General features: G+C 71.4%; 15 protein-coding genes. 10 read left to right on the top strand and 5 right to left on the bottom strand.

From position 1 onward, the window contains the following. The first annotated feature begins 10 nt into the window (after positions 1-10). Positions 11-919 (top strand): LysR family transcriptional regulator, encoded by a 909-nt coding sequence (locus CMC5_RS21410; RefSeq protein ID WP_050432161.1) that lies wholly within the window; start codon positions 11-13, stop codon positions 917-919. A 10-nt stretch (positions 920-929) separates the two neighbouring features. On the opposite strand, the gene CMC5_RS21415 is transcribed toward CMC5_RS21410, so the two are convergent. Beyond that, positions 930-1,586, bottom strand: a complete 657-nt coding sequence (locus CMC5_RS21415; protein WP_050432162.1) for a TetR/AcrR family transcriptional regulator — start codon at positions 1,584-1,586, stop codon at positions 930-932. A 270-nt stretch (positions 1,587-1,856) separates the two neighbouring features. Between CMC5_RS21415 and CMC5_RS21420 the strand changes: the two genes are divergently transcribed. Then, entirely contained in the window at positions 1,857-2,681 is an 825-nt protein-coding gene (locus CMC5_RS21420; RefSeq protein WP_050432163.1) for an SDR family NAD(P)-dependent oxidoreductase, read from the top strand. Here the strand turns inward: CMC5_RS21420 and CMC5_RS42800 are convergent. From CMC5_RS42800 to CMC5_RS21440, 3 genes are all read right to left on the bottom strand, one after another. Then, the gene (locus tag CMC5_RS42800; protein ID WP_245677674.1) at positions 2,581-3,114 is read right to left on the bottom strand and encodes a carboxymuconolactone decarboxylase family protein; all 534 of its coding nucleotides are present in this window, start codon (positions 3,112-3,114) and stop codon (positions 2,581-2,583) included. The genes CMC5_RS21420 and CMC5_RS42800 overlap by 101 nt on opposite strands. Before the next feature lie 197 nt (positions 3,115-3,311). Beyond that, a complete protein-coding gene (locus CMC5_RS21435; protein WP_156338768.1) occupies positions 3,312-3,518 on the bottom strand; it encodes a hypothetical protein in 207 nt (68 codons plus the stop codon). A 106-nt stretch (positions 3,519-3,624) separates the two neighbouring features. Then, positions 3,625-4,482 carry a metallophosphoesterase gene (locus CMC5_RS21440; protein ID WP_245677675.1) on the bottom strand — a complete coding sequence of 286 codons (858 nt, stop codon included), beginning with the start codon at positions 4,480-4,482 and terminating at the stop codon, positions 3,625-3,627. Between the two features lie 163 nt (positions 4,483-4,645). Here CMC5_RS21440 and CMC5_RS21445 point away from each other — a divergent pair, with 163 nt between their 5' ends. The 5 genes from CMC5_RS21445 to ubiE all read left to right on the top strand — a co-directional run bounded on the left by CMC5_RS21445 (position 4,646) and on the right by ubiE (position 9,444). Next, entirely contained in the window at positions 4,646-5,608 is a 963-nt protein-coding gene (locus CMC5_RS21445; protein WP_050432167.1) for a hypothetical protein, read from the top strand. A gap of 182 nt (positions 5,609-5,790) precedes the next feature. Beyond that, positions 5,791-6,345, top strand: a complete 555-nt coding sequence (locus CMC5_RS21450; protein ID WP_050432168.1) for a GbsR/MarR family transcriptional regulator — start codon at positions 5,791-5,793, stop codon at positions 6,343-6,345. A 106-nt stretch (positions 6,346-6,451) separates the two neighbouring features. After that, positions 6,452-7,513, top strand: a complete 1,062-nt coding sequence (locus tag CMC5_RS21455) for a polyprenyl synthetase family protein (RefSeq protein WP_050432169.1) — start codon at positions 6,452-6,454, stop codon at positions 7,511-7,513. Positions 7,514-7,519: 6 nt separating this feature from the next. Continuing rightward, positions 7,520-8,617 (top strand): 3-deoxy-7-phosphoheptulonate synthase, encoded by a 1,098-nt coding sequence (aroF, locus tag CMC5_RS21460; RefSeq protein WP_063796325.1) that lies wholly within the window; start codon positions 7,520-7,522, stop codon positions 8,615-8,617. Further along, positions 8,617-9,444 carry a bifunctional demethylmenaquinone methyltransferase/2-methoxy-6-polyprenyl-1,4-benzoquinol methylase UbiE gene (gene ubiE, locus CMC5_RS21465; RefSeq protein ID WP_050432170.1) on the top strand — a complete coding sequence of 276 codons (828 nt, stop codon included), beginning with the start codon at positions 8,617-8,619 and terminating at the stop codon, positions 9,442-9,444. The genes aroF and ubiE overlap by 1 nt, the downstream gene beginning before the upstream one ends. A gap of 68 nt (positions 9,445-9,512) precedes the next feature. Here ubiE and CMC5_RS46015 read toward each other — a convergent pair whose 3' ends face one another. Beyond that, complete coding sequence (locus tag CMC5_RS46015) at positions 9,513-9,779, bottom strand: hypothetical protein (RefSeq protein ID WP_169796610.1); 267 nt, start codon at positions 9,777-9,779, stop codon at positions 9,513-9,515. A 12-nt stretch (positions 9,780-9,791) separates the two neighbouring features. Between CMC5_RS46015 and CMC5_RS21470 the strand changes: the two genes are divergently transcribed. The 3 genes from CMC5_RS21470 to CMC5_RS21480 are packed head-to-tail and all read left to right on the top strand — an operon-like array spanning position 9,792 to position 13,761. Then, a complete protein-coding gene (locus tag CMC5_RS21470; RefSeq protein WP_169796611.1) occupies positions 9,792-10,913 on the top strand; it encodes an isochorismate synthase in 1,122 nt (373 codons plus the stop codon). Continuing rightward, on the top strand, positions 10,910-12,778 hold the full coding sequence (menD, locus tag CMC5_RS21475) for a 2-succinyl-5-enolpyruvyl-6-hydroxy-3-cyclohexene-1-carboxylic-acid synthase (RefSeq protein WP_050432172.1): 1,869 nt from the start codon (positions 10,910-10,912) through the stop codon (positions 12,776-12,778). The genes CMC5_RS21470 and menD overlap by 4 nt, the downstream gene beginning before the upstream one ends. Further along, positions 12,775-13,761, top strand: a complete 987-nt coding sequence (locus tag CMC5_RS21480) for a 1,4-dihydroxy-2-naphthoate polyprenyltransferase (RefSeq protein WP_082362676.1) — start codon at positions 12,775-12,777, stop codon at positions 13,759-13,761. Before menD ends, CMC5_RS21480 begins: the two co-directional genes overlap by 4 nt. The last annotated feature ends 15 nt before the right edge of the window (positions 13,762-13,776 follow it).

A 13,776-nucleotide genomic window follows, 5' to 3' on the forward strand; every position in this document is an offset into this window, starting at 1 on the left:
GTGCGCGCGCGTGCACACGGCTCCTTTCACGCAACTCCAGACCTTCCTCGTGGTGGCACGTCTGCGCAGCTTCAGCAGCGCAGCCCGTGAGCTCGGCGTGTCCAGGGCCGCGGTGAGCCAGGCGGTGCGGCAGCTCGAAGAGCAGCTCCGTGTGGTGCTCTTGACGCGCACGACGCGGAGCGTGGCGCTCACCGATGCGGGACGGCGGCTCGTGGAGGGCGCAGGTCCGGCGCTGGAGCAGGTGATCACCGCGTTCGGTGACGTCGCCGCGCGGCCTGGCGAGGTGGTGGGGAAGCTGCGGTTGTCGGTGCCGCGGAGCGCGATCCCGTTCGTCGTCACGCCGGTGCTGCCGACGTTCCGCGAGCGCCATCCGCGCGTGGAGGTGGAGATCGTCGTCGAGGAGCGCTTCGTCGACGTCGTGGCCGAGGGCTACGACGCAGGCGTGCGGCTGACCGAGGCGATCGAGCGCGACATGGTGCAGGTGCGGTTGACCGAGGCGTTTCGCTTCGTGGTGGTGGGCGCGCCGGCATACCTCGCGCGCCACGGGACGCCGCAGCGCCCCGAGGATCTGTTGCGCCACGAGTGCATCACGTTTCGCATGCAGTCCACGGGCGCGCTGTATGCCTGGGAGCTGGAGCGCGGTCGGCGGACGTGGCGTGTGCCCGTGCGCGGGAGCGTGATCGCCAGCGACAACAGCGTGAGCGTGGCGCTCTCGGAGGCCGGTCTGGGCCTTGCGTACGCGCTGGAACCAGCCGCGCTCCCGTCGCTGGACGCAGGGCGCTTGCAGCGGGTGCTCGAACCCTACGCGCCCCGGGTGCCGGGCTTCTTCCTCTACTATCCGAGCCGCGCGCAGAGTTCACCGGCGCTGCGCCTGTTCGTGGAGGTGGCGAGGGAACTGCTCGTGCGCGGGGTGAGGTGAAGGCGTCCGGTCAAGGCGGATGCGCTCGCTCCCTGGGCTGTGCGCACAGGCCTTCGAGCGTGAAGTGGAGCATGTCTTCCAGTGCCGCGGTGTACTGCGCCCTGGAGATGGTCACCGTCGCGCCTTCGAGGAGGAGCGACACGAAGCCGTGGACCACGGTCCAGACCTTGACCTCTGCGCCCGGTCGGCGTGCGGTGGGCAAGACGCCGACGCGGACGAGGTCGTCGAGCACCTCGCCGAGGAGTTCGTGGAGGGTGGGGCTCGGCAAGGCGAGGGGGTTGCCGAGGAGGCGACAGATGCCGCTCGACCCGAACATGACGCGGAAGATTTCGGGCTGCTCGACGGCGAACTCGGTGTAGGTGCGTCCCAGCGCTTCGAGCTTCTGCACGGCTGCCGTCACCGGGTCGTGGTTCGCGCGGGCCGTCGCCATCTGCTTTCGCTTCATGCGCTGAGAGAGCTTGACGAACCCGGCGGCGGCGACGGCGGTGAGCAGCGCCGACTTGTTCTCGAAATGGCGGTACGTCGCATTGGCCGAGACGCCGACGGCGCGGGCGGCATCGCGGAGGCTGAACTGCTCTGCGCCGACCTCCTGAACGAGCGTGGTCGCGGCCTCGATCAGGGCATTGCGGAGATCTCCGTGGTGATAAGCGCTTTTCTCGCGCGTCATGGGTCGATGTTGACAGCGTGAACTTGGTGCGTAAAGTTGACGGTGTAAACATTGCGGAACGAGCCACGTTCGCGCGCCCTGCTCGCCCTGGGGGGCGTGCCGGGGTCGTGGACTGCGGGATGGGTCGTGGTCTGCGCGCGACGTCGTGCGTCCCGAGATCGTGTGCGCAGGGCGTCCCCGTGGCGCGTGCGGATGGCGTGAAGAACGCGCGACCGTGGCTCGTGCGGATGGCGTGAAGAACGCGCGAAGAAAGAAGGAGAGAGGTGCACGATGACGACGGCGCTGGTGACGGGGGCCCGTACAGGGGTGGGGTTCGAGCTGACGCGGCGGCTGCTCTCGGAGGGGTGGGAGGTGGTGGCGCTGGTCCGCTCCGACTTGCCCCCGGAGCCCTTCGTGAAGGAGGCGCAAGGCGAGCAGCGGCTCCGCGTGGTCAAGGGAGATCTGAGCGACCTGGGAAGCCTGAAGCAGGCTCTCCGCGAGATCACCGCACGCGAGGCGAGCCTCGATGTGCTGTTCAACAACGCAGCGATCTCGACGGAGGCGCTTCGGTTCTCGCCCGGCGGGCGGGAGCTCCAGTTCGAGGTCAACACGGTGGTCCCGTACATCCTCGCGATGGAGCTGAAGGATCTGCTGAGGAAGGGGAAGCTGCGGACGGTGATCAACTCGTCGTCGAACGCGGCGCTGACGGTGAAGCGGTTCGATCCTGCGACGCTGGAGCGACCGCCGACGTTCAAGAAGCTGTTCGGGCCTTATGCGGCGTCGAAGCTGGCGCTCTCTCTGTGGACACGCGAGGCCGCGTCACGCTTCTCTGCGGAAGGCATCGAGATCCGGAGTACATGCCCGGGGCCGAACCGGACGCCGATGAGCGCGGGTGGGGGAATGCCCTGGTGGCTCCTTCCCTTTCAGCGGTTGACGTTCTCGCATCCGAGCAAGGGCGCCGCGCGTCTGCACGAGGTGGCGTTCGGGCGCTTCCGGGGTGAGGCGGGGGTGTTCGTCAACCGAGGCAAGGTGACGCCGCTCGGCTTCGAGGCGGAGGGGAGAGCCGTGCTCGAGCGCGTGCGCGCGGTGCATGAAGGGGCGTTCCTCGCGGCTTGACGCCGGCCAGTGCCGGTCTCAGCGGGGCGCAGGCGCGAACAGGTCCCTGGGTCATCATCGCCGTGATGGCCTGCGGCCAGCCGGCATGGAACGCCAGGTGGGTGATGAGTTCGACGATCTCTTCCTGGGTCACGCCGTTCTCGATGGCGCGCGGGAAATGGACCTTCATCAGGTCGGTCTTGCCGAGCACGATGAGGACGGTGCAGCTGATCGAGCTGCGGTCGCGTGGGGAGAGCTGCGGGCGGTTCCAGACGTCGCCCAGCAGCACGTCCTCGGTGAGTTCGAGCAGCTTGGGGGCGAAATCACCCAGCATGTTTCGAGCGGCGATGACGAGCGGATCAGGCTTCGTTTGAAGCTCTTCATCCATGCAGCCGTATTTGTGGTCGTGGATCTCGTGGTCAAGGTGGCGCTGCGTTTCGCGGGAAGGGGCCACGCTGGTCGAGAGCGTTCGCGTCCCTCGTCGCGATGTCGAAGGCGCCGGCGACCGAGGAGAGGGGGACGAGGTGACGCGAGCGCTTTCGGTTCTGCGCTGGACAGCCGCCAGCGCATCGCGGCGCATGGAACGACGTCAGCCCTCGAAGGTGACGATGGCGCGTGTGCTGCTCGCGCACGGGGACGTGAACGAGGGCCTCATCGGTCGAGCTGGCCGAGCGCGCCGCGTCGGAGTGACCAGGCGTTGAAGAGCACGCCGAACACGCCGGGGACCAGGAAGAGGATCGAAGGACGGACGCCCTTGAAGTGCACGGGCAAGAACGCGAGGCCGACCGCCGTCAGGAGCAGCGCCTGGATCAGCCCCGTGTACTTGCCGCCACCACGACCGAAGCCACCCCACGCCATGCCGTACACGGTAGCGTCGCTGCGTTGCAGGGCAAACCCGTCGCTCGGTGGCGAGGTCGCTCGGTGGCGAGAAGGGAGGGGAGGGCAGCGCGCGACGGCGTGCGCTTCAGTCGATCCGGTAGACGGGGGGCGCTGCGGGGTAGAGGGGGCGCAGGCCGCGCCGGGCGACGTCGGCGGCGCTGTCGGCCGGCTCGTCGAGATCCCACTCCAGGTAGAGCTTGTCGCCGTCGAAGCAGCCGAAGCTCGTGGAGATGCAGAGCAAGGGCTCGCGATCGATGGCGTAGCCGTTGCGCGCGACGTCGTGGCCGTAGATGGCGACGCGCGCGTTCGGATCGATGGCGCGCAGGAAGGAGCGGGCGCGCTCGGTGCTGGTGGTGCGCGCCCAGAGCAGGGCACCGAGGGCGCCTCGGTTCGCCATCTCCTCGAGGGGGACGTCGAAGAAGCCGTCGAGGGGCAAGCGCTCCAGGTCGTTGCGCGACTCGATGCGCGCGTGCGGTGCGGCGTGCAGCATGACCAGGTTGGCGCGCGGGGCCAGCGCCACGAACGGCCAGGTACACAGCCACTCGCGCATCGCCTGCGTGCCCTCGTAGCCGAGCAGGTCTTCGAGGCGCCGCGCCTCGTCGGGGAAGAACTTGGAGACGACGGGGCCGCCGACGTGGGCGTGCTCGTGGTTGCCGAGCAGGTAGTGCACCCGGCCCGGGTGGCGCTCGGCGAGGAGGCGGGCGCGCTCCAGCACCGTCCCGGAGTCGCCGAGGTAGTAGCTCCCCAGGTAGTCCGGCCACTGGGCCTCGCTCAGCTCGGGGCCGTGGACCAGGTCGCCGGTGATCACCAGCACGGCGCCGTCCCGCTTCCTGGCGGCCTCTTCGTAGATCTCTGCCACCCGATCGAAATCGGCGACATTGCCCTGCAGATCGGTGGCGACGATCAGCTTGCCGCGTTCTGGAAGCACGACAACCCGTCGCACGGCGGGCAGCATAGCCGAAGGTCTGGCGCTTTGCGCCACCGCTCGCAGCGGAAGTCGACGCGGGCGGAAGTGACGGCACGTATCCCAGGTCACTTCTTCGTTGTGTCCAGGGCCTACTCAGGACTTGCCTGAGGAAGGGACCCTTCGGATACGCTCGACCACCATGCGCCCGAACCGCGCCCTCCTCGCTGCCGCTGCGGTGGCCGTAGGGGGGCTCGCCGTGACCTCAGCCCGTGCAGCCGTCCCCACGCCGCCACCGCAGCCCGAGGCACCGGCGCCAGCGTCCACGGGCAGACACTGCCTGGAGGAGACGCGGACGAAGATCGGGATGGGCCACAACCTGGGCGGGGCGATCAACCCGCTCGGGGCGGAGCAGATGCTCTCTCTCTATCTCTGCGTGCCGCTCATCCGGGAGCCGGGGCTCTTCTTCGATCTGACGAACGTGCAGGTGGGGCTGGTCAACTACCTGTCGCCTGCCTACGTGCACCAGGGCGGCTACGTGGAGATCACGCCGCTGTCGCCGCTGGTGCTGCGCGCGGAGCTGACGGGCGTCGCCATGTGGCCGTTCCCCGTGCGGGGAGCGGGCTACTTCGCGTACGACGGGTATGAGGACGACTTCCAGGAGTCGACGCGGCCCACCGACATCGCCCGGAGCGCGGGGGGGATGATCGTGACGCTGAGCGCCACCTTGCGGGCGCGGATCGGCTCGCCGCGAGGGCCCGGGCTCATCGTGGTCGACACGTTCATCGCCGATCGGTGGTCGGTGGGGGACGAGTCGTTCTCGTACAACATGCGCCGTGATCTGATCGTCGCGCAGCAGGACTGGGTGATCCGGAACACCGGCGCGCTGATCGGCGAGTTCCCGGTGACGCCGGACACGTCGCTGCGGGTCGGCGCGAGCGACTGGCTGACCACGGCGCCCGCCTCGGGGCGGGTGACCAACGTCCTGTTCGGGCTGGCGTCGGTGCGCTTTCTCCGCGTGACGCCCACGGTGCGGGAGGTGTCGCCCTTCGTGCTGATGGGCGCGTACACGCACCACGCGTCGTCGAGCCAGTTCCGCACGGCGGAGCCGATCCTGATGCTCGGCGCCAGCGCCAGCTACGAGCTCGCGTCGTTCGGACCGTGATGAAGGCCTGGTCGACGATCGAACCGTGATGACGACGAGCGCGACGATGACGCCGTGCGCGATGACGTGCGGCGGCCGTGGGCACGACCGGTCGGCCAGAGAAACGTGCTTCGACCGATGCATCCGTCTTGACTCTCCCGGACCGCAGCCGCATCAATACCTTCAAAGGTTTTTGAAACTTCATGAGCAAACCTCATGACATGGTGCGCGAGGCCGAGCTTCTGGCGGCCGAGGCGATCGGGGACGTGATCGAGCACTGGGGGTTCCGCCGGGTGCTCGGTCGCGTGTGGACCGTGCTGTTCATCGCCGCGCAAGCGTTGCCCGCGGCGGAGATCGGCGAGCGTCTCCAGATCTCCGCGGGTGCCGTGAGCATGTCGCTGAACGAGCTGCTCCGCTGGGGGGTCGTGCGTCGGGTGTGGCGGCCCGGCGAGCGGCGGGAGTACTACGAGGCCGAGACCGATTTCTGGAAGATGATCTCGAGGGTGTTCGACGAGCGGGAGCGCCAGCTCTCCCACTCGGTACGCGAGCGCCTGGAGAAGGCCGAGGAGCTGCTCCGGCGCGCGCCGGACAGCCCCGAGGCGCGCGTGAGCCTCGACCGGGTGAGCCGGCTCCTGGCGTTCGTCAAGCTGGCGCAGTCGGCTTTGGATGGCTTCATCAAGAGCAGGACTCTGGATTTCTCGCGGTTCGGGGACCTGGTCCGGTTCCCTCTCCGCGCCGTGCGCAGGCCTCGGGTGTAGCGGACCCTGACTTTCTCAACATACGGAGCACCGGCCTCGCCCTCTGGCCTTCCAGGCGCAAGGCGCGTTCGTGCATCGGCGGAGCAGACGGATGACAGCAGGAACCATGGTTTCCAAGGATGTGAAGGCGGACGACGTCGTGGCCACGCTCGGCGACGTCTGCGCCGCGCGTGGCCTCGACGCGCTGACCGCGCGCCTCGCCGCGCTGCAGACCTTGCTGGCGGGCGACCTCGCCGAGGTCGAGGCGGCACTCGCGGTGGTGGCGAAGAACGGGGGGACGCCCGCGCACGAGAGCGCGCGGCACCTGCTCGAGCTCGGCGGCAAGCGGCTCCGGCCCATCTGTGTGGCGCTGGCCTCGCACGTGGGCTCCGGGTTCACGCCGGCGGCGCTGACCTTCGCGGTGGCGGTGGAGATGATCCACAACGCGACCTTGCTCCACGATGACGTGGTGGATCTCGGCGACCGGCGGCGCGGTGCCGACACGGCGCGGGTGGTCTACGGCAACGCGGCGTCGATCTTCGGCGGCGACTGGCTCCTCGCCGAGGCGCTGTGCCGGGTGCAGGCGGCGGGCGTCGAGGGGGTGCTCGACCGGATGCTGGTGGTGGTGCGGGAGATGGTCACCGCCGAGACCTTGCAGCTCGCGGCGCGCGGGCGGGTGCGGACGAGCACGAGCGAGTACTTCAAGATCGTGCAAGGCAAGACGGCGTCGCTCTTCCAGTGGGCGATGTTCGCGGGTGGGCGCGCCGGCGGGGTGGGGACGCGCGAATGCGAGGCGCTGGAGTCCTACGGCGGGATGCTGGGGCTGGCGTTCCAGATCGTGGACGACGTGCTCGACTTCGCCGGAGATCCGGAGGCGACCGGCAAAGATCTGCTGACCGATCTGCGGGAGGGGAAGATGACGTACCCGCTCCTCCTCGCGGTGGAGCGCGATCCGGGGCTGGCAGACGAGCTGGAAGCGAACTGTCGCGGCGACGAGGTGTCGGTGACGCCCGAGATCGCGCGGCGAATCGGGCGGGTGATGTCGGAGGGCGGGGTGGTTCAAGATTGCCTCGCACTGGCGACGCGGATGTGCAGGGACGCGGCGCAGAGCCTCGAGATCCTTCCCGCGAGCCAGGCGCGATCCGCGCTCCAGGATGTCGCGCTGGCGACTCCCCTGAGGAGGAAGTGAACGGTCATGATCGTCTCTTTGAAGCAAGGCGCCGATGCTCGGGCGGTGTTGGGTGAGCTCGCCCGCCGAGGGCTGTGGGTCAGCCAGGTGGAGCGCGGCCCGGGTGGCAGCGCCTCCCACTACGTGATCGCGGAACACTCTGCGCACGTGACGCCCGAGGATCTGCTCCTCATCGAGGGCGTGGCCGACGTGAGCACGACGAAGTCGCCGCATCCGCTGCTCGATCGGCAGGGTTCCTCGGTGATGGTGGGCGATGTGCGGATCGAGGCCGGCGCGCGCTTCCGGCCGACGTGGATGTGCGGGCCGTGCAGCGTGGAGTCGGAGGCGCACGCGCGTGACGTGGCCGCGGCACTCGTGCCGCTCGGGGTGCAGTTCCTGCGCGGCGGTGCGTTCAAGCCGCGGACGTCGCCCTATGCGTTCCAGGGCGTGGGCGCCGAGGCGCTGGTGTGGCTCCGGCGCGCAGCGGACAGCCAGGGCATGAAGGTGGTCACCGAGGCCCTGAGCGAGGCCGACGCACCCGCCGTGGCGGAGCTGGCGGACCTCATCCAGGTCGGCTCGCGCAACATGCACAACTACGCACTGCTCAAGGCGATCGGGCGCACCGGGCGCCCTGCGCTGCTGAAGCGGGGCATGGCGGCGACACTGGAGGAGTGGTTGCTCGCGGCCGAGTACCTCCTGTCGAGCGGGTCGAGCGGCGTGGTCCTCGCGGAGCGCGGAATCCGCAGCTTCGATCCCTCGACGCGCAACCTGCTCGATCTCGGCGCGGTGGCGCTTCTGTCGCACGTGCACGGGCTGCCGGTGATCGTGGATCCGTCCCACGGCGCGGGCCGGCGGGATCTGATCCTGCCGCTGTCGCGCGCAGCGATGGGCGCAGGCGCCGCCGGCGTGATGATCGAGACGCACGAGGACCCGGCGCGGGCGCTGAGCGACGGGCCGCAAGCGCTGCGGCTCTCGGAGCTGTCGGCGATCGTGCGGGAGCTGGGTGCGGCACCAGGCGTGCCCGTGACGTCGGTGTCGACGGTGGCGCCTTCCTCCGCAGCGCGTGCGGCGGGTGCGGGGTCGATCGACACCTGGGCGCAGGCAGCTTCCGCGGAGGGCGCGTGATGAGCGGCGCAGCAGAGCAAGAGGCCACGGGAGGCGCCGAGGGCGGTCAGCTCCAGGGCAGTCCGCTGGAGGGCCGGTCGGCGCGGGCTGGCAGCGGCGAGATGTTCGACGCGATCGCGGCGCGCTACGATCTGATGAACCGGCTCGTGTCGATGGGGCTGGATCAGGGGTGGCGCAAGGAGGCGGTGCGCGCGCTGGAACTCGCGAGCCGCCCGAAGCACGGCACGGTGCTGGATCTCGCGACCGGCACCGCCGATCTGGCGCTGGCGATCGCCGAGGCCCACGACGTGCGCGTGCTCGGGATCGATCCGTCGGAGAAGATGCTCGCCATCGGGCGCGAGAAGGTGAAGTACGCGCACCTGAGCGGGCGCGTCTCGCTGCGCCTCGGTGACGCCCAGGCCCTCGATCTGGACGACCAGAGCGTGGACGGGGTGACGATGGCGTTCGGCATCCGCAACGTGCCCGATCGCGCGAAGGCGCTGCGGGAGATGGCGCGGGTGACGAAGGACGGCGGCCGGGTGGCGATCCTGGAGCTGTCGGAGCCGCGCGAGGGCGTGCTGAGCAAGCTGGCGCAGTTCCACATCCACACGGTGGTGCCGTGGCTGGGGAGCGTGCTGTCGGGCGCGCCGGAGTACGGCTACCTGCAGCGATCCATCGCGGCGTTCCCGCCGCCGGAGGAGTTCGCGGAGGTGATGCGTGCGTCGGGGCTCGACATCGTCTCGGTCGAGCCGATGACGTTCGGCGTGGTGTGCCTGTTCGTGGGCACGCCGTCGCGCGCTGCGCGCTCTTCGCAGGCCACGGGCGGGGGCAGGGCAGGGCACGGGTGAGCGGGCGCGGCGGCGATCTGGGTCCACCGGGGCCGCTCGCGACGCGGGTGATCGCGGCGCCGGTGGTGTCACCGGAGCGGGTGCTCGCGCTGGCCGAGCGGCACGGTGGCAGCTTGGCGACGTTCTTCGATGCGCCGCCGCCGCGAGGGCCGCGCTGGGCCTTCGTGGGCTGGGGGGAAGCGGCGCGCGCCGAGGCGCAGGGCGAGGGCGCGCTCGCCGAGGTGGCCGCCGACGTGGAGCGGATCCTGGCCAGCGTGGAGCCGCGGGGCGCGTCGCCCGAAGGGACGCCAGGGCCGCGGCTCTTCGGGGGGATGGCGTTCGCGCCAGGGGCGCAAGGGGGGCGCGGCGTGCTTAGGTCGGGCGTTTCCGCGTCGGCGCGGTCGAGCGCGTCGTCGAGCGCGTCGTCGAGCGCGTCGTCGAGCGCGCCCTCGTGGGAGGGGTTTGCCGACGCGAGCTTCGTGCTGCCCGCGTGGTCGTACGCGACCGATGGGGAGCGCGCGGTGCTGCGCGCGATCGTGCCGCGGGATGCGCTGGACGATGCGGAGCTGCGGCTCGTCTCGCTGGCGCGGGAGCTGTGGGAGCGCGAGGGGCAAGGCCGTGACGGGCACGGCGTGGAGGCGGCGTCGTCGGCGCTGTCGGCGTCGGCATACGAGGAGCTGTGCGCGCCCGAGGAGTTCCGCCGGCTGGTGCGTGACGCGCTGGGGTGCTTCCAGGAGGGAGCGCTGGAGAAGGTGGTGCTCGCGGCACCCGGTCTGCTGACGGCGGAGGTGCCGTTCGGGATCGGCGAGGCGCTCGCGCGGTTGCGCGAGGGCTACCTCGGGTGCGCGCGGTTCGCGTTGCCGCGAGGGAAGGCGGTGTTCCTCGGGGCGAGCCCGGAGCGGCTGGTCGCGGTGGACGGGGGCAAGGTGGACGTGGACGCGCTCGCGGGCTCGGCGCCGCGGCGCGAGGACGACGCGCTGGCGGCGCGCGCGCTGCTGGAGAGCATGAAGGACCGGCGGGAGCACGCGCTGGTGGTGGAGGCGATCGCGCGGGCGCTCGCGCCGGTGTGCGCGTCGCTGGAGGTGCCGGCCGAGCCGGTGGTGCGCACGCTGCGCAACGTGCACCACCTGTCGTCCCCGATCCGGGGCGAGCTGCTCGGGCGTGCGTCGGTGCTGGCGCTGGCGGCGCGGCTGCACCCGACGCCGGCGATCTGCGGGACGCCACGCGAGGCGGCGCTGTCGTGGATCCAGGCGCGGGAGCCGGCGCCGCGGGGCTGGTACGCGGGGGCGGTTGGCTGGATCGGTGAAGGCGGCGAGGGTGCACTCTGGGTGGGGCTGCGCTCGGCGCTGGTCGAGGGGGCGAAGGCCTGGCTCTATGCGGGGGTTGGCCTGGTGGCGGGCTCGGATCCGGACGCAGAGCTGAACGAGACCCGGGTGAAGCGGCGGCCGATGCTGTCGGCGCTGGGTGGGCTCCCCGGAGGTGCCGTGTGAGCGGCTCGAACTTGCACATGGCGTGGGCCGAGCTGTTCGTGCGCGCGGCGGTGCTCGCCGGGGTGCGCGAGGCGGTGATCTGCCCGGGGTCTCGCTCGACGCCGCTCGCGCTCGCGGCAGCGAAGGAGCCCGGGCTCCGGTGCCACGGGATCATCGACGAGCGCATGGCGGCGTTCTTCGCGCTGGGGCAGGCGCGGGTGAGCGGGCGGCCGACGATGTTCCTCTGCACCTCGGGGACGGCGGGGGCGCACGCATTCCCGGCGCTGATCGAGGCGAGCCAGAGCTTCGTGCCGCTCCTGGTGGTGACGGCGGATCGGCCGTGGGAGCTGGCGGACGTGATGGCGCCGCAGACGATCGATCAGCTCAAGCTCTTCGGTGGGTACGTGCGGCACTTCGCCGAGCTGGGGTTGCCCGATCCGTCGCCGCTCGCGCTCCAGGCGGCAGCGCGCGTGGCGGCGCAGGCGGTGGCCGCGTCGCTCGGGCCGACGCCAGGGCCGGTGCACGTGAACGCGCGCTTCCGGAAGCCGCTGGAGCCCGTGAAGGTGGACGGCGTGGAGCCGTGGCAGGCGGCGTGGGAAGCGCTGATGCGGCGGGGCGGCCCGCGGGTGATCGGGGGGCGCGCGGGGATCGATCGCGAGGCGCTGGACGCGCTGTGCGAGCGGGTGAGCCGCGCGGAGCGAGGGCTGCTCGTCTGCGGGCCAGCGCCGCTCGCCGGGGCGGCCGTGGGCGAGGGGGGAGGCCTCGCGGGTGGGGTGATGCCGGGGCGGGCGGTGGCGGCGATCACGGCGCTCGCGCGCAGGACAGGGTTCCCGTTGCTCGCAGAGGCGACGAGCCAGGTGCGTTTCGGAGGCGCGGTGGAGGGGGTGGTCGCGCCCGCCGCGTTCGATCTGATGCTGCGCACGCCTGCATTCCGGGCGACGCACGCGCCGGACCTGATCCTGGAGCTGTGGACGCCGCCGACGTCGGCGGGCTACGCGGCCTACCTGGCCGAGCACGGGGCGTGTCCGCGCTTCGTGATCTCGCCGCACGGGTGGAACGATCCGACGAGCGCGGCGTCGGCGCTGATCCTCGCGGACCCCGTCGAGGTGTGCGAGGCGCTCGTGGCGCGGCTCGGCGAGAGGCGACCAGGGCGGGCGGCGTGGTCCGCGTCGTTCGCGCGGGCGGGTGAGGTGGTGGATGCGCTCGCCGCTGCGGCGCGGGAGGACGCGGCGCTCTGCGAGGGAGCGGTGGTGCGGTCCGCGGTGCAGGCGTGTCCCGCGGGGTCGCTGCTGATGATCGGGAACAGCCGGCCCGTGCGGGATCTGGATACGTACTGCGTGGCGAGTGAGGTGCCCGTGGGGGTGCTGCACCAGCGGGGGGCGAGCGGGATCGATGGCCTGGTGGCAGGCGCTGCGGGGGCTGCGGCTGTGGCAGGATCGACGGTGACGCTGGTGCTCGGGGACGTGAGCTTGCTGCACGACGTGACGTCGCTCGGGCTCGCGGCGCGGGTGACGGCGCGAGGGGGGTCGGAGGAGACGTCGGCCTCGCTGGTGATCGTGGTGGTCCAGAACGACGGGGGGCGGATCTTCGAGCACCTGCCGATCGCCGAGCGGGCCCCCGCGGAGCTGCTCGAACAGTGCTTCACCATGCCGCAGGACGTGGACTTCGCGGCGGCGGCGGCGATGTTCGGGGTGCCGTTCGCGCGGGTCGCACGGCAAGGAGACCTGGACGAGGCGCTGGTGGAGGCGCACCAGAGGGGTGGGGTGAGCTTGATCGAGGCGGTGGTTCCGCCGGCCGACGGGGCGGTGAGGGCGGCGCGGCTCCAGGACGAGGTGCGCCGGGGGATCGGCGCGCTGGTGAGCGAGCGAGGGACAGCGGGAGCATGAGCGACGTGGCCATCCAGCAGCACGAGCCAGGACCCGGCGGTGCCGGGGCATCCGGTGGGATCGCGCCCGGGTCGCTGCGGGCCTGGGTGCTGGCGTGCCGGCCGGCGACGCTGCCGGTGGCCGTGGCGCCGGTGGTGGTCGGCACGGCGGTGGCGCACGCGGTCTCCTCGGTGCGCGTCGCGCCGGCGCTGGCGGCGCTGTTCGGCGCGCTGCTGATCCAGATCGTGTCGAACTTCGCCAACGACGTGTTCGATCACGAGAAGGGCGCGGACACGCACGAGCGGCTGGGGCCGACGCGGGCGACCCAGTCGGGCTTGCTGACCGGGCGCCAGGTGCGGCTGGGGATGCTGGTGGCGGTGGCGCTGGCGATCCCGTTCGGTCTCTACCTGGTCTCGGTGGCGGGGCTGCCGATCGTGCTGATCGGGGTGGCGTCGATCCTCTCGGCGATCGCGTACACGGGCGGCCCGTACCCGCTCGGGTACCACGGGCTGGGGGACGTGTTCGTGTTCGTGTTCTTCGGCCTGGTGGCGGTCTGCGGCACGGTCTTCGTGCAAGCGGGCGCGGTGCCGCCGCTCGCGTGGCTCGCGTCCTTGCCCGTGGGCGCGATCGCGACCGGGGTGCTGGTGGTGAACAACGTGCGCGACCGCGAGACGGACGTGCGGGCGGGGAAGCGGACGCTGGCCGTGCGCCTGGGCCGCACGGCCGGGGTGGTCGAGTACGGGCTCCTGATGGCGCTGGCCTACGCAGTCCCGGTGGCGCTCTCGGTCGCGCCCGTGCGGGCGTGGGCGGTGGAGGGGCGCGGGGTGGGGAGCGCGCCCTGGGTGCTGCTGCCGGTGGTGACGCTCCCGCTCGCCCTGCGGTGCTTGCGGACGCTGCGTACCATGGAGGGGAAGCCGCTCAACGCTTGCCTCGCGGCGACGGCAAAGCTTTTGCTGGCTTTCTCCTTGCTGTTCGCCGTGGGCCTGGTCCTCTCCTCACCATGAGGGGGACCGCGTCCG

It is taken from the genome of Chondromyces crocatus (assembly GCF_001189295.1).
In the GTDB taxonomy this organism is placed as follows: domain Bacteria; phylum Myxococcota_A; class Polyangia; order Polyangiales; family Polyangiaceae; genus Chondromyces; species Chondromyces crocatus.